13 protein-coding genes are annotated in these 14284 nt (G+C 67.4%); 7 read left to right on the top strand and 6 right to left on the bottom strand.

Annotated elements, in window-relative coordinates:
• The 3 genes from ACO1BU_RS20850 to ACO1BU_RS20860 all read right to left on the bottom strand — a co-directional run.
• On the bottom strand, nt 1–627 hold a 627-nt coding region (locus ACO1BU_RS20850; protein ID WP_424137896.1), incomplete at its 3' end, for an electron transfer flavoprotein subunit beta/FixA family protein.
• 184 nt (nt 628–811) lie between these two features.
• Complete coding sequence (locus tag ACO1BU_RS20855) at nt 812–1015, bottom strand: twin transmembrane helix small protein (RefSeq protein ID WP_424137897.1); 204 nt, start codon at nt 1013–1015, stop codon at nt 812–814.
• 98 nt (nt 1016–1113) lie between these two features.
• Nucleotides 1114–1536 (bottom strand): hypothetical protein, encoded by a 423-nt coding sequence (locus ACO1BU_RS20860; RefSeq protein WP_424137898.1) that lies wholly within the window; start codon nt 1534–1536, stop codon nt 1114–1116.
• Nucleotides 1537–1615: 79 nt separating this feature from the next.
• On the opposite strand from ACO1BU_RS20860, the gene ACO1BU_RS20865 reads away from it, so the two are divergent.
• The 7 genes from ACO1BU_RS20865 (at nt 1616) to ACO1BU_RS20895 (ending at nt 10735) form a co-directional block, all read left to right on the top strand.
• Entirely contained in the window at nt 1616–2665 is a 1050-nt protein-coding gene (locus ACO1BU_RS20865; protein ID WP_424137899.1) for an NAD(P)H-dependent flavin oxidoreductase, read from the top strand.
• A gap of 121 nt (nt 2666–2786) precedes the next feature.
• Nucleotides 2787–5183: a mechanosensitive ion channel domain-containing protein gene (locus ACO1BU_RS20870; protein WP_424137900.1), complete on the top strand. Its 2397-nt coding sequence runs from the start codon at nt 2787–2789 to the stop codon at nt 5181–5183.
• A gap of 233 nt (nt 5184–5416) precedes the next feature.
• Entirely contained in the window at nt 5417–5743 is a 327-nt protein-coding gene (locus tag ACO1BU_RS20875) for a hypothetical protein (RefSeq protein WP_424137901.1), read from the top strand.
• 416 nt (nt 5744–6159) lie between these two features.
• On the top strand, nt 6160–7740 hold the full coding sequence (locus ACO1BU_RS20880; protein ID WP_424137902.1) for a hypothetical protein: 1581 nt from the start codon (nt 6160–6162) through the stop codon (nt 7738–7740).
• A gap of 246 nt (nt 7741–7986) precedes the next feature.
• Entirely contained in the window at nt 7987–9576 is a 1590-nt protein-coding gene (locus ACO1BU_RS20885; RefSeq protein ID WP_424137903.1) for a cytochrome ubiquinol oxidase subunit I, read from the top strand.
• A 5-nt stretch (nt 9577–9581) separates the two neighbouring features.
• Nucleotides 9582–10631: a cytochrome d ubiquinol oxidase subunit II gene (gene cydB, locus ACO1BU_RS20890; RefSeq protein ID WP_424137904.1), complete on the top strand. Its 1050-nt coding sequence runs from the start codon at nt 9582–9584 to the stop codon at nt 10629–10631.
• Nucleotides 10631–10735, top strand: coding sequence for a DUF2474 family protein (locus tag ACO1BU_RS20895; protein ID WP_424137905.1), 105 nt, complete (start codon nt 10631–10633; stop codon nt 10733–10735). The genes cydB and ACO1BU_RS20895 overlap by 1 nt, the downstream gene beginning before the upstream one ends.
• Before the next feature lie 98 nt (nt 10736–10833).
• On the opposite strand, the gene ACO1BU_RS20900 is transcribed toward ACO1BU_RS20895, so the two are convergent.
• From ACO1BU_RS20900 to ACO1BU_RS20910, 3 genes are read right to left on the bottom strand one after another with little or no spacing between them, the layout of a single operon-like run.
• Nucleotides 10834–12288: an amidohydrolase family protein gene (locus tag ACO1BU_RS20900; RefSeq protein ID WP_424137906.1), complete on the bottom strand. Its 1455-nt coding sequence runs from the start codon at nt 12286–12288 to the stop codon at nt 10834–10836.
• Nucleotides 12285–13796 carry an amidohydrolase family protein gene (locus ACO1BU_RS20905; RefSeq protein WP_424137907.1) on the bottom strand — a complete coding sequence of 504 codons (1512 nt, stop codon included), beginning with the start codon at nt 13794–13796 and terminating at the stop codon, nt 12285–12287. The genes ACO1BU_RS20900 and ACO1BU_RS20905 overlap by 4 nt, the downstream gene beginning before the upstream one ends.
• Nucleotides 13793–14281 carry a (2Fe-2S)-binding protein gene (locus ACO1BU_RS20910; protein WP_424137908.1) on the bottom strand — a complete coding sequence of 163 codons (489 nt, stop codon included), beginning with the start codon at nt 14279–14281 and terminating at the stop codon, nt 13793–13795. Before ACO1BU_RS20910 ends, ACO1BU_RS20905 begins: the two co-directional genes overlap by 4 nt.
• Nucleotides 14282–14284: the final 3 nt, after the last annotated feature.

The following is a 14284-nucleotide window of genomic DNA, read 5'->3' on the forward strand; positions in this document are numbered from 1 at the left end:
CACGCCGAGATCGGCGGGCTTGATCGTCTCGATCGGCTTCTTGCGGGCCTTCATGATGTTCGGAAGGCTGGCGTAGCGCGGCTCGTTCAGGCGCAGGTCGGTGGTGACGATGGCCGGAAGCTTCAGCTTCACCGTCTCCAGGCCGCCATCGACCTCACGGGTGACATTGGCCGCACCGTCGGCGATCTCGACCTTGCTGGCAAAGGTGCCCTGGCCCCAGCCGAGGAGGGCGGCCAGCATCTGGCCGGTGGCGTTCATGTCGTCATCGATGGCCTGCTTGCCGAGGATGACGACCTGCGGGCCTTCCTTCTCGACAATGGCCTTCAGCAGCTTGGCCACCGCGATCGGCTCGACCGTGTCAGCGGTCTCGACCAGGATGCCGCGATCGGCGCCCATGGCGAGGGCGGTGCGGATCTGCTCCTGCGCCTGGGACGGGCCGATGGAGACGGCCACGATCTCGGTCGCGATGCCCTTCTCCTTCAGGCGCACGGCCTCCTCGACGGCGATCTCGTCGAAGGGGTTCATGGACATCTTGACGTTCGCGGTCTCGACGCCCGTGCCATCCGGCTTCACCCGGACCTTCACGTTGTAATCGACGACGCGCTTGACGGGGACGAGGAGCTTCATGCCGGGCGACGGTCCTCTGGCAGGCGCCGGTGCCCGGAAGGGCGAGCGGCGGCGTGTTTGGGGGACCGTGGTCGGCCCCGGACGGGCGGGCGCAAGGCCCGTCGCCGGGCTTCGCATCCGCGGAATCGAAGGGGTCTATACGGCCCGCCCCCAGGCGCGGCAAGCGGTGGGGCGGGGCGGCGCTTCAGCCGCGCGACAGCAGAACCAAGAGGGCAAAGAGGATCAGGGTGACGCCCTGGATCGTCACGCGCCAGCGCATCAGGGCATTGGAGCGGCGCTGATCGTCGCTGCCCCGCACCATGCCGGCCATGCCCATGAAGAGCGTGGCCAGGGTGGCAAGCATCCCGAGGCCGACAAGGATCGTGAGGAGCGTGATCATGATCCGCATGATCTGGGCATCATGCCGCTGCGCGCAACGGTTAGGCCTGCCTGTCCGCCTCATGCCAGGGGTGCGGCGGGAACGGGCGTCCGGTCAGCTTACCCGGCTCAGCTTGCCCGTCGCTTACCTTTGGCGGGCACATCCGGCACCGGTTCGGGGCCAACCATCTTGCGTACCACGGCCAGCAGGGCGGCCTTGGTGGGAAAATCCAGCATGCGGTAGGCGCGCAGGAGGGCTTCCTCGTCACCAGCCAGCAGGCCGAGGCTGCCTTGGTCCTCCTCCAGCACCTCGGCTGGTGGAGCGACGTCCGGGTCCAGGCCAACAAGCCAGGAGACCGAGGTGCCGAGCACCTCGGCCAGGCGGACCAGCCGGGCGCCACGGGGAACAGTGGCCGTGCCTTCCCGCAGGCGGAGGAGGAGGTCAGGCGGAAGGCCGGCCTGGCGGAAAGCCTCCTCGGGCGAGAGATCCAGGCGCTCCAGGCGCGATTCGATCAGCTCGACCATCGGGGGCGGGGTGTTGTCCTGATCCATCGGGCTCCGGGCTGGGGTTAGGTTGCTCCGGGGTGATATGTAGGGATTCACCGGACAGGAGTGGACGGGAGGAGCAGCCATGGCCGTTGAGGATCGCCGGATTCTGGACCTTTTCGGCATCGAGCTGCCGATCATTCAGGCGCCGATGGCCGGGGCGACGACGCCTGAGATGGTGATCGCGGCGAGCGAGGCGGGTGGGCTCGGCTCCCTGCCGGCCGCCCAGTACGCGGCGGGGCCCTTCCGGGAAGCAGTGGCGGCGGTGCGGGCCGGCACCTCCCGCCCGATCAATCTCAACTTCTTCGCCCATGTCATGCCGCCCGAGGATCCGGCGCGGCAGGCAGCCTGGCGCGCCCGGCTGGCGCCCTATTACGCCGAGGCCGGGCTGAACCCCGCCATGCCGGTGCCCGCCGGGGGGCGTGCGCCTTTCGATGCGGATTTCTGCGCGGTGGTGGAAGAATTCCGGCCCGAGGTGGTCAGCTTCCATTTCGGCCTGCCCGAGGCGGAGCTGCTGGCGCGGGTGCGGGCGGCCGGGTGCAAGGTGATGTCCTCCGCCACCACCGTCGCGGAAGCAGTCTGGCTGGCGGAACACGGGGTTGATGCCGTGATCGCCCAGGGATTTGAGGCCGGAGGGCACCGCGGGAATTTCCTGACCCATGACATGGCCACCCAGCTCGGCACCATGGCGCTGGTGCCGCAGGTGGTGGATGCGGTGGGCGTGCCTGTGATCGCGGCGGGAGGAATCGCGGATCGCCGGGGCGTGCTGGCGGCCTTTGCGTTGGGCGCGGCTGCCGTGCAGGTCGGCACCGCCTATCTCTTCACGCCCGAGGCGAAGATCCCGGCCGCGCATCGCGCCGCCCTGGGGCGGGCCGCGCGGGATGGCACGGCGCTGACCAATCTTTTCACCGGGCGGCCGGCGCGCGGGGTGGTCAACCGCATCATGCGGGAGGTTGGGCCACTGTCGGACCTTGCTCCCCCCTTTCCGACGGCGGGCGGGGCGCTGGCGCCGCTGCGGGCGCGGGCTGAGGCGGAGGGGCGGGACGATTTCACCAATCTGTGGTCCGGCCAGGCAGCCGCCCTGGCAAAGGAGATTCCGGCGGGCGAGCTGACGCGGCAACTGGCGGGGTGCTGAGGCTGGCGCCACAGGCGCTGGTATGTGGCATTGCCTGAGCGGCGGAAGTTAAGAGGAGATTAACAAAGGTCAGGGTTCCCTGCTTGACCTTGACGGATCGCCTGGGGTCCAAACCCGCCCCATGCGGTGTCCCACCCCCCTTCTGGCCCTGCTGGCCATTCTGTTCGCGGCGCCGGCCCTGGCCCAGGCGCCGGTCCAGCCGCCGGCCCGGACGACGGCTCCGGCCACGCCTGCGCCTGCCACGGCAGCCGCAACGCCTTCCCCGGCGGAGGCGGAGCGGCTGTTGGGCCTGCTGCGTGACGATGCGCGGCGGGCCGAGCTGATCCGGAACCTGGAGGCGCTCTCGGCGGCTTCGCGGATGGGGGGCGCTGGCGCGGCCGCAGCACCCGGCGCGGCGCCGGCTACCACGCCCCCTGCTGCGGCGCCGGCCAACACCACGCCGAGCGGGGCCGCCCCTGAGCCGGCTGCACCGGCGAATGGGACCGCGCCCGCGCCTGCGGCGCCGGCGGATGCCGGGGTGCTCGCGCCTAACACTCTGGGGGCGCAGCTGTTGATGGGGGCGTCGCAACGGCTGGCGACGCTCTCGGACCAGATCGTCACCAGCATCCAGGCGGTGACGGACCTGCCCAACATCATCTCCTGGGCCTCGGGCGTTGCACGCGATCCGGTGACGCAGGTGCGGGTTTTCGATGCCTCCTGGAAGCTGGCACTGCTCTTCGGGCTCGGGCTGCTGGCGGAATGGGTGGTGTGGCGGGCGCTGGCGCGGTGGCGGGACAAGTTGGATGCCCATGCGCCGGAGCAGGAGAATGTCTGGACCTGGTTCCGCCGCATTCCCTATGTGCTGGCGCGGCTGGTGCTGGACCTGCTGCCTGTCGGCGCTTTCGCCATCATCTCCTACGGCATGGTTCGGGCTGTGCAGCCGCTGCCGACGACGGAGCTGGTGCTGCTGCTGGCGAACAACGCCTACATCGCCATCCGGGCGGTGATGGTGACCTCACGCATGCTGTTCTCGCCCAATTCGGCGCATCTGCGGCTAGTGCCGCTGCATGACGAGACAGCGGCCTACATCACGGTATGGCTGCGGCGGATCGTGGCGGTGCTGGTGGTGGGCTGGGCGGTGGCCGAGGCGGGGCTGCTCTTTGGTGTGCCCTGGGCCGTTTACGATGGGATCACGCGGCTTGCGCTGCTGATCGCCTCGCTCTTCCTCATCATCATTGTCATGCAGAACCGCCATCTTGTGGCGGACCGGCTGCGGGCGCCGGAGCTGAAGCCCGGGGACCACCCGGACCGGTCCCGCCGCCTGTTCCGCGCCCTGCGGGACCGGCTGGCGGAGATCTGGCATGTGCTGGCCATTCTCTACCTTCTGGCGCTCTGGGGTGTCTGGGCGCTGGAGGTGCGGGACGGCTTCGAGCGGCTGCTGCGGGCGAGCGCGCTGACCCTGGTGGTGCTTGGTGTCGCCAAGCTGGCGGATTACGCGCTGCGGCGACTGCTGGAGCGCGGCTTCCGCATCACACCGGACCTGGCGAAGCGCTATCCGGGGCTGGAGCAACGGGCAAACCGCTACCTTCCCGTCCTGAAGGGCGTGGTTTCCGGCGTGGTGAGTGTCATCACCCTGCTGCTTCTGCTCGAGGCATGGGGGATCGAGGCCTTCAGCTGGTTCGCCCGCGGGCAGCTCGGGGCGCGGGTGGTGAGCAGCCTGGTATCCATCGGGCTGACGGCACTGGCGGCGCTGACCGTATGGGAGGTGGCGAATGCCGCCATCCAGCGGCGGCTGACCAAGCTGTCGCGCGATACCCAGGCCGCGCGATCGGCCCGCATCCGCACGCTGCTGCCGATGCTGCGGACGGCATTGATGATCGTCATCGTCATCTTCGTTGCGCTGAACGTGCTGAGCGAGATCGGGGTGAATGTGGCGCCGCTGATCGCTGGTGCCGGTGTCGTCGGTGTCGCCATCGGTTTCGGTTCGCAGACGCTGGTGAAGGACGTGATCACCGGCATGTTCCTGCTGCTGGAGGATGCGGTGGCGGTGGGCGACACCGTCACGCTGGGTGCGCCGCAAATGACGGGCGTGGTGGAACAGCTCTCCATCCGCTCCATCCGGCTGCGTGCGCTGGACGGCTCCGTGCATATCGTGCCCTTCAGCGCCGTGACCTCCGTGACCAACCAGACCCGCGACTTCGCCTTCGCGGTGGTTGATGTGTCGCTGCCCTATGGCGAGGATACGGACCGCGTGACGAAGGTGCTGAAGGAGATATCCGCCGAGATGCGGCAGGAGCCGCGCTGGGCCGCCGCGACGCGCGACGAGATCGACGTGATGGGCGTGGACAAGCTGCTGGAAACCGGCGTGGTGGTGCGGGCGCGGATGAAGACCGATCCCTCCCAGCGGCACCCGGTGGCGCGGGAGCTGAACCGCCGCATCCAGGCGCGCTTCGAGGCGGAGGGGATCAAGATCAACTCGCCCTGGCGAAAGACGCCGGAGGAGGAGGCCGCGGAGTCGGAGGCGCAGCCGGCGGCGTGAGTGGCCTCATCCCTGCGCGAGGCGCATGGCTGCCAGCCGAACGGGAGCTTGCGTTCCGCTGTGGTGGCCATCAGTCTGGCCCCATGTCGTTCTTCCGAACCACGCGCGGGCGCCGAATGCGCCGAATTACCCGCCCGGTCGCCTGACCGGCGCGCAGGCTGATGCCTGCGGCGCGCGGGCGGGCGGCCGGGCCAAAGCCCCCGCCCACCCTTTCCGGAAGAGACACCCCGTTCATGTTCGATGCCGTTCCCGGTGCCCTTGTTGAGGCGCCCGCTTCCGTTCCTGCGCCTGAGGAAGGCGAGCGCGTCCTCGCCATCCGCTATCTGCTGCGTGCCGAGCCCTCACCGGGGCTGCTGCCGCGGCTGCTGCAGCCCTTGGCCAAGCGCGACCTGACGCCGGAGCGCTTCCGGGCGGGGCGCGAGGGCGCGGCAATGCGGGTGGAGATCGCGGTGACCATTCCCGAGGGCATGGTGCATCTGGTGGCCGGCAATCTCCGCTCCGTGGTCGGGGTGACGCGGGTGGAGGTAGAACACGGACGGGTGGCCGGGCTGATCGTTTAGAGCCCTTTCGGAAAGACGTTGAATCAGCTGAGGCGGTTAGCGGCGCCTGGATAAGGGTGCCGCATGTGGAACCCGAAGCATCGTCGCGCCTGTGGCCGATGCGGGCTGCGCTATCCCAGTGATCTGACCGATGCCGAACAGGTGCTGATCGCGCCGCTGATCAGGCCGGCCAAGCGGGACCGACGTCTTCCTCGTCCGGTAGCGCTTCCGAGGCCACCTGCCTGCGTCACAGTCTTGCTCATGCAGGGCTGCGCAAGGTCACACATCAACGCCGCTTGAAGCTGATCTCTCGGTGCTTCCCGTGGCGCAGAAATCCCGGCGGGCAAAGCTGCAACCGTGGGTAGAGAGCCATGCGCCCATGGTACAGTGTGCTTTGGCTTCCTTCAGCGGCTTTCAAAATGAACGCTCTCTCTGGCATGCGCATCGCGGCAAGGCAGGAAGCAGTATCGAACGAAGTCACACCATGGTGGGAGGCACCATGGTTCATGATACTCTGCATGTTCCTTATCGCGGCGCCGCTCATCTGGCCCGATATACCCGGGTTGACCGACCTGCCCGGTCATCTTGGACGTTATAAGATTGCAGTTTCTCTTCAGCATTCGGAGGATCTTCGCCGGTTCTATGAATTCGAATGGGCGCTGGTGCCGAATCTCGGGGTTGATCTGATAGTTGTCGCGCTCTCTCGATTCATCGATGTCGAGCTTGCGGTTAAGCTTATTGCTCTAATGACGCCACCCCTCACCCTCCTGGGTTTTCTCTTGGTGGCGCGAGAGGCACATGGCCGCATATCTCCAACCTATCTTTTTGCGGCTCCACTCATTCTTGGTTACCCCTTTCAATATGGATTCCTGAATTTTACGCTTTCGGTTGCGTTCGCCTTCCTGGCTTTGGGCTTATGGCTGCGCCTTGGGCGATCCGGGCGCATTGGGCTTCGGGCCGCCCTGTTCGTTCCTTTGTCGCTCGCTGTCTGGCTGGTACAAGCCTTTGGCTGGGGCATCTTGGGGCTGCTCGCTTTTGCTTCCGAGATCACGCGCCAGTTGGATCTGAACCGCGCCTTTCCGAAGGCTGCTGTGTTGGCCGTGTATCGTTGCTCCCCGCTGGTTGCGCCGTTGGCGCTGACGCTTGCCTGGCAAAGCGGTAACGCAGAGGCGGCAACTGGAGATTGGTTCAATATCGCATGGAAACTGACCGCGCTTTTAAACAGCTTGCGTGATCGCTGGATTTTTCTCGACCTGGGATCGATCTGCCTGCTCCTATTTTTTATCTATTGTGGCGCGCGCGACCATAAGCTTGCCTATGCAAGGAGCTTGGTGCTCGGTGCAATTCTCCTCTTGTTGGCAGTCCTGTTTCTGCCCCGTATTCTGCTTGGTGGCGCGCATGTGGATAGCCGACTTGCACCCTATGTTTTGGCGGTTGCGATCCTCGGCATACGTCCCTCGCTGACGGGATCCTACAGGTTTGCCAACCTGCTGGCTCTCACTGGTCTTGGCTTCTTTCTTGTTCGTGTTGGATCAAACGCAACGAGTCTGTGGCTTTATGACCGGAGCTACGATGCTGAGCTGCGGGTTCTGGACTACATCCCGAAAGGCGCGCGTGTTGCTGCGTTTGTTGGTGCCGAATGCCACCCACGTTGGGCGACATCACGTCTCGAACATCTGCCGGGAATGGCGATAGTTCGCAAGGATGCCTTTTCAAACGACCAATGGACGGTGAGCGGCAGCCATTTACTTCATGTCAGGTCGCCCTGGACGCATTTCGTCGATCCGTCGCAGTTTGTAACTGCTCAACCATGCGGCAAGGAGAAATGGCAAACCATTGAGGAGGCTTTGACACGCCTGCCGCGAGAGAACTTCGACTATGTTTGGCTCGTGAATCCTCCTCCCTACGAAGCAGCGCTAACCAGTTCTTGGAGGGCGATCTGGGCGCAGGGCACCAGCGCCCTGTTTGAACTGCACCACACGAACGCCGAGCGCAGAACAGAGGTGCGGATACCTTGACGGTGTGCGGACGCCCTGCATCTCGGTTCGGGCGCGAAGTTCGATACTCCCGGTAAATCGCTCACCCCGAAGCAGAACTTTCCGAAGGGCTCTTGGGACGATTCTGTAAGGCGGAACTGACCGGCAGCCATTTGCCGTCAAACCGTGCCATGCGGCCGGCGGATGGCCCTGCCTTCATGCATGTGATTGGCCGGGGGCGCCGCCCTGTCCCATCTTGCGGCCGGGGACGCTCCCTTAGGGCCGGATATGATCGATGCTCTTTTGCCGAGCGCGCTCGACCTGGCGCGCTTTCAGTTTGCCTTCGTGGTTGTCTGGCACTTCCTGTTTCCGGCCTTCACCATCGGCTTGGCGAGTTATCTGGCGGTGCTTGAGGCGCTGTGGCTCTGGACGGGGCGCGCCGTTTACCTCGACACCTTCCGCTACTGGCTGAAGATCTTCGCGGTGGCTTTTGCCATGGGCGTCGTCTCGGGGCTGGTGATGTCCTACCAGTTCGGAACGAACTGGTCCGTGCTGTCGGACAAGGCCGGGCCGGTGATCGGGCCGCTGATGGGCTATGAGGTGCTGACGGCATTCTTTCTCGAAGCCGGGTTCCTCGGCGTCATGCTGTTCGGGATGGACCGGGTGGGGAAGGGGCTGCACATGCTGGCCACCGCCCTGGTTGCCACCGGCACCTTCTTTTCGGCCTTCTGGATCCTTTCGGCCAATTCCTGGCTGCACACGCCGGCGGGCTTCTCGCTGACGCCGGACGGGCGCTTCGTGCCGGAGGACTGGTGGGCGATCATCTTCAACCCCTCCTTTCCCTATCGCCTCGCCCACACCGTCACCGGGGCCTATCTGACCACGGCGCTGATCGTCGGCGCGGTCGGGGCGTGGCATTTGCTGCGGGATTGGCAGAACCGCGCTCCGGTTCGGAATGCCGGGATGGATACGGGCACGGCCGTGCCTTCCCATCATGCGGGACAGCCCCTGGTGGAGGGCGGCGAGGCCATGCTGCAGCCGGCGCCAGGCAGTGCGGGCCATGATCGCGGCGCGGAGGAGAGCGAACGCGGACCGAATCCGCGGGCGCGGCTGATGTTCAGCATGGCGATGTGGATGCTGCTGATCGTGGCGCCCATCCAGGCGGTGCTGGGCGACCTGCACGGCACCAACACCTTCGAGCACCAGCCGGCCAAGGTCGCGGCCATGGAGGGGCATTTCGAGACGGAGCGCGGCGCGCCTTCCATCCTGTTTGGAATCCCGGATGCGGAGGAGGAGAGGACGCGGGTGCAGCTGGCCGTGCCGTATCTGGCCAGCCTCTACCTGACGCATTCCTGGGATGGCGAGGTGCGCGGGCTGAAGGACATCCCGCGCGAATACTGGCCAACCAACATCCCGCTTGTCTTCTTCGCCTTCCGCGTGATGGTCGGGCTGGGGCTGCTGATGATCACGCTTGGACTGGTGAGCGGGGTGATGCGGTGGCGCGGGCGGCTTTATGACACCCCCTGGCTGCTGCGCTGGGCCATTGCCATGGGGCCGGCGGGGCTGGTGGCGGTGACGGCGGGCTGGATCGTGACGGAGGCGGGGCGGCAACCCTTCACCGTCTATGGGCATCTCCGCACGGCGGACAGCGTATCGCCGATCGAGCTGCCGGCGGTGGCCACGTCGCTGGCGGCCTTCGTGGTGGTGTATTTCCTCGTCTTCGGGGCGGGGATCTGGTTTTTGTTCAAGCTGTTCTCGCAGACACCGCGCCCGCGGGAGGGCGCGCCACCGCAGGGGCAGCCGATCCGCAGCGCGGGGATCACGCCGGGGCCCTCGGTTGCGGCCGGGGCCGATCCTGGCCCGCAGCCGGCGGAGTAGAAGCCATGCCGGAGGATTTGACGGGCTGGGCTTTCTGGCTGCCGCTGATCTGGGCGGTGCTGATCGCGCTGGCAGTGTTTTTCTATGTCTGCATGGACGGGTTCGATCTCGGCATCGGCATTCTCTTTCCCTTCCTGCGGGATAAGGCGGAGCGGGACGTGGCGGTGAACTCCGTCGCGCCGGTCTGGGACGGGAACGAGACCTGGCTGGTGCTGGGCGGTGGCGGGCTGCTGGCGGTGTTTCCACTGGCCTATGCGGTGGTGCTGCCTGCCCTCTACATGCCGCTGATTCTGATGCTGCTGGCGCTGGTGTTCCGGGGCGTGGCCTTCGAGATGCGCTTCCGCGCGGACAGCCACACGCAGCAGGTCTGGTGGGACCGCGCCTTCTCCTGGGGCTCCATGGTGGCGGCCTTCACGCAGGGCATCGCGCTGGGCGCCTTCGTGCAAGGGATTGAGGTGCGGGGGCGCGCCTATGGCGGCGGATGGTGGGACTGGCTCACGCCCTTCTCCGTGCTGACCGGGGTGGCGCTGGTGATCGGCTATGGGATGCTCGGCGCCTGCTGGCTGCTGTGGAAGACGGAGGGGGTGCTGCACCGGCGTGCCGCCTCGCTTGCCTGGCCTTTCGCGCTGGCGACAGTGGGGGCGATCGTCATCGTCTCGATCATCATGCCTTTCCTACGGCCGTCCTTCGCGGAGCGGTGGTTCACCTTTCCAAACCTGCTCTTCGCGGCGCCTGTGCCGCTGTTGGTGGCCTTCCTGATCTGGCGTTTCTTCCACGCTCTGTCAGAGGATACGGGCAAGGGAGGCATGGTGGACGCGCGGCCCTTCATTCTGGCGCTGGGGCTTTTCGCGCTGTCCTATATCGGCCTGGGCGTTTCCATGTGGCCGATGATCGTGCCGCCGGCCTTTACAATCTGGCAGGCGGCGGCACCGCCTGCTTCGCAGGGCTTCCTGCTCGTAGGGGCGGCGGTGCTGATTCCGATTATCCTGGGCTACACGGGCTATGTGTACTGGCTGTTTCGCGGGAAGGTGACGAGCGAGACCGGCTATCACTGATGTGGGGGCGGCGGCTGCTCTGGTTCGTGGGGATCTGGGTGGCGAGCATCCTCGTGCTTGGGACGGTCGCGATGCTGTTGCGAGCGGTGCTGAGGGCGGTTTGAAAGGGCTGGAGGAAGAAGGAGTTCTTCTTCCAAGCCCCCATCATCTGTTCCTTCGGGTTTGGGGTACGCCAGTGGCGCTGGCCTGAGAGCGCGCCAGACTACCCGCAGCGATGCATTCCGGCGGCGTAGAATCCGCGCAGGGCCTCGCGCCAAGGGGCGGTGGCGTCGCGCCAGTTGCGATAGCCCTCGGCACCATGGCGGGCCTGGGCGTCCAACTCGGCTTGAAGAGCCGGGAGGTCGAGGCCGGTAAGGATGCCGTCCCGCACCACTTCGCGGCCGGCGACGATCAGGCGGCGCAGGGCTTGGCGGGTGGCGCGCTGGGCGACCAGGGCTTCGTCGGGACTGTCGAGGACGAGATCGGTGGCGAGGGCGGCGCGGTCCAGCACCATGATATCGGCGGGGCCGTCCGGGGTGAGCAGTGTGTCCGTCGCGGAATCGCCGGTGACGACATGGCGGCCGCCATGGCAGGCGGCGCGAAAGAGGGCGTCCAGGGACAGGCCCTCATCGAGCGATGTGCCGCGATGGAGGAGGGAGTTCAGGCGCAGCTCGCGGAAGGCGTCGTCATCATCATCCACGGTGAAGCCATCCAGGCCGGTGGCGAGGGGGACGCGGCGGCGGTGCATCTCGACCATCGGGGCGATGCCGTTGCGGAGATGCAGGTTGGAGCTGGTGTTGATGGAGACGGTGACGCCGCGTTCGGCCAGCAGCTCCATTTCATCGGGCCGCAGCCAGGTGGCATGGGCAATGGAGAGACGCGGAGAGAGGAGGCCGAGGGAGTCCAGGTGGCGGACGGGACCTTCGGGGTGCTCGGCATCCAGGTATTCGCGCTGCAGGCGGGATTCGAGCAGGTGCATGTGGACGCGGCGGCCGGTGAGGGCGGAGCGCTCGGCGATGGCAGCGAGCATCGCGTCCGAGCACCATTCCAGTCCGTAGGGGCCGTATTGCACGTCAACAAGCGGGTCGTCGCAGCTATCGGCCAGGGCGTCGGCGAGGCGGAGCTGTTCCTCGGCGGGCGTTGGCGGGGTGAGGAAGCGCTGTGCGACGAGGGCTCGGGTTTCCGGCGGCAGGAGGGCGAGAATGCGTTCGTCCGGCGCGTAGCCCAGCGCGTTGCGGTCGCGCATGGAGACGGCGATGGCGACGCGCACGCCGACGGTGCGGGCAGCGCGGGTGACATGGCGCAGTTCCTCCTCCAGCCGGTCCGGGCGCTGGGGGCGGGTGTAGTGGACCATGATGGCGCCGCAGCCGCCGAGCGCCTGGCGGCCGAGCGCGGCTGCGACGACCAGATAGGGATCGCAGACCGGCGTGCCGGTCATGGTGGCCAGCCAGAGCTCCAGCGGCAGGTCGAAGGCGCCTAGGGCGGTAGGACGGACACCGCGCGCATGGTCATGCGCATTGGCGAAGGGCGGCATGAGGATGGTGTTCGCCGCTTCGCTGCCAGCCGGTTCGACGGTGGCGATGCGGTCGGCGCTCAGACTCAGGCGCACCGGGGCGCAGGCGGCGCAATGGGCCGTGCCGAAGCGAAGCGGGCGGCCCTGGAGCGTCGTGCCGCTCAATGCAGGCCGCCGTCGTCGAGCGTGAGGCGGTCGAATTCCAGCGGATAGGCGCGGGAGCGGACTTCCAGCCGCATCAGCGCCTCCATCAGGGGCGCGCGGCGTTCGTGCAGCACGGCCAACTCACGTGCCACGGCGTCCTGCGTGGCTTCCGCTTCCGCAGCGAGGGCGGGCAGGTCAAAGCGGGTCGGGCGGCCATTATGCAGGGCCAGACGGCCATCCACGAGGACATGGCGCAGGGAGCGCGCGGGTTCCGCATGGACAAGCTGACGCACGGCGCTGTTCAGCGGCAGCCAGGCCGGGTCGGACAGGTCGAACAGGGCGAGATCGGCGCGATGGCCGGGGCGCAGGCTGCCGACCACGCCTTGCAGGCCGAGGGCGCGGGCACCGCCGAGGGTCGCGGCGCGGAATGCGGCGATGGCTGCTTCCTCCGGGCTGCCGGCCTGCATGGACCAGTAGAGGGCGGCGTGGCGCATCGCGGAGAAGAGGTTCTGGGCGTCACCAGCGCTGCTGTTGTCGCAGCCCAGGGCGAGGTTCACGCCGGATTGCGCGTAGCGGCGCACCGGGGCGGCACCGTTCAGCAGCTTCAGATTGGCACCGGGATTATGGGCAAGATGGCCGCCGGCATCGCCGAGGCGGGCAATTTCTTCCGGAGCGATCCAGACGCCATGGGCAATGACGAGGCGTTCGTTCAACAACCCGTGGCGTTCGAGACGGCCGAGCAGGGAGAATCCGTCTGCTTCATGCGCGGGCTGCCGTGCCAGCACGGCCTGGGCGCGGGTTTCGTAGAGATGGGTGCAGACGGGCAGGTTGCGTTCGCGCGACAGGGCGGCGGCCCATTCCAGGATCGCGGCGGAGCAGCGCTGCGGGGCGGAAGGGGCGAGGACGGTACGGAGCAGGGGGCCGTCCACGGCATCCAGCAGGTCCTCGGCAAGGCGCATAGCCGGGGCGGGATCGGCATCGCCGGGAAGCGCGGCGAGGATTTCCGGCGGTAGGGCCTCGCGCGCGAAGGGGAGCGTGTCGGCCATGGCGCGGTCGCCAAGCTGCCAGCCCAGCAGGGCGCGGAGGCCGATGCTGCGATGGGCATCAATGACCGCTTCGGCCTGGGCGCGGTCGGCGCCTTGCAGCGTGACCATGTCCTGCACGGTGGTGATGCCATGCATCAGGCATTCGGCGGCGTGGAGACGGGTGCGGAGATGCACCTCCCCGTCTGGGCGGCGGGGCCAGGCGCTGGGGAAGGCGAGGGCACCCCAGGCATCCAGCGGCAGGCCCTCGAAACAGCCACGCAGCAGCGTGTCGTGCGAATGGGAATGCGCGTTGACGAAGCCGGGGGTGACGAGAAGGCCGCGCGCATCCAGGCGGTCCGCGCTCTTGCCGCGTTGCGTGGCTTCGTCGCCCGTCGCGACGATGCGGCCCTCCTCGATCAACAGGTCAGCGACCGGTGGGCGGTGGAGGTCGTCGCCCTCCGGGTCCAGCAGTCGGCCGCCGGTGATGAGGAGGGGGCGGGTCATGCGCGCAGGCTCGCGGCGGCGGCCTGCACGGCATCGACGATGGCGTGGTAGCCGGTGCAGCGGCAGTAGTTGCCGGAAAGGGCCTCGCGGATTTCCTCGCGGGTGGGATCGGGGTTCTTCGCCAGGAGTTCGGCGGCCTGGAGCAGCATTCCCGGCGTGCAGAAGCCGCATTGCAGGGCGGCGCGGTTGAAGAAGGCGTCCTGAAGCGCGCGGATGCGGCCGCTCATCGTGGCGCCCTCGATGGTTTCAACGGTGGCGCCATCGGCCTGCACGGCGAGCATCAGGCAGCCGCGCACGACCTTGCCATCCACCTGCACATGGCAGGCGCCACAGACACCGTGCTCGCAGCCGACATGGCTGCCGGTGAGGCCGGCGCCGTGGCGCAGCCAATCCACCAGGGACTGGCGCAGCGGGACGCGGGCTTGGATGGGCTCGCCATTCAGGGTGCAGGCGATGTCGGCGGTGGGCTCGTCGGGGAGGTCCATGGT

Source organism: Roseomonas chloroacetimidivorans, from assembly GCF_049629625.1.
Classification (GTDB): Bacteria; Pseudomonadota; Alphaproteobacteria; order Acetobacterales; family Acetobacteraceae; genus Roseomonas; species Roseomonas chloroacetimidivorans.

Excerpts from the sequence above, each read along its gene's own strand:
- ACO1BU_RS20895 (WP_424137905.1), top strand. The coding sequence starts at position 10,631 with ATGTGGGGGCGGCGGCTGCTCTGGTTCGTGGGGATCTGGGTGGCGAGC.
- ACO1BU_RS20875 (WP_424137901.1), top strand. The coding sequence starts at position 5,417 with ATGTTCGATGCCGTTCCCGGTGCCCTTGTTGAGGCGCCCGCTTCCGTT.
- ACO1BU_RS20870 (WP_424137900.1), top strand. The coding sequence starts at position 2,787 with ATGCGGTGTCCCACCCCCCTTCTGGCCCTGCTGGCCATTCTGTTCGCG.
- ACO1BU_RS20905 (WP_424137907.1), bottom strand. The coding sequence starts at position 13,796 with ATGACCCGCCCCCTCCTCATCACCGGCGGCCGACTGCTGGACCCGGAG.
- ACO1BU_RS20910 (WP_424137908.1), bottom strand. The coding sequence starts at position 14,281 with ATGGACCTCCCCGACGAGCCCACCGCCGACATCGCCTGCACCCTGAAT.
- ACO1BU_RS20885 (WP_424137903.1), top strand. The coding sequence starts at position 7,987 with ATGATCGATGCTCTTTTGCCGAGCGCGCTCGACCTGGCGCGCTTTCAG.
- ACO1BU_RS20860 (WP_424137898.1), bottom strand. The coding sequence starts at position 1,536 with ATGGATCAGGACAACACCCCGCCCCCGATGGTCGAGCTGATCGAATCG.
- ACO1BU_RS20855 (WP_424137897.1), bottom strand. The coding sequence starts at position 1,015 with ATGCGGATCATGATCACGCTCCTCACGATCCTTGTCGGCCTCGGGATG.
- cydB (WP_424137904.1), top strand. The coding sequence starts at position 9,582 with ATGCCGGAGGATTTGACGGGCTGGGCTTTCTGGCTGCCGCTGATCTGG.
- ACO1BU_RS20880 (WP_424137902.1), top strand. The coding sequence starts at position 6,160 with ATGCGCATCGCGGCAAGGCAGGAAGCAGTATCGAACGAAGTCACACCA.
- ACO1BU_RS20865 (WP_424137899.1), top strand. The coding sequence starts at position 1,616 with ATGGCCGTTGAGGATCGCCGGATTCTGGACCTTTTCGGCATCGAGCTG.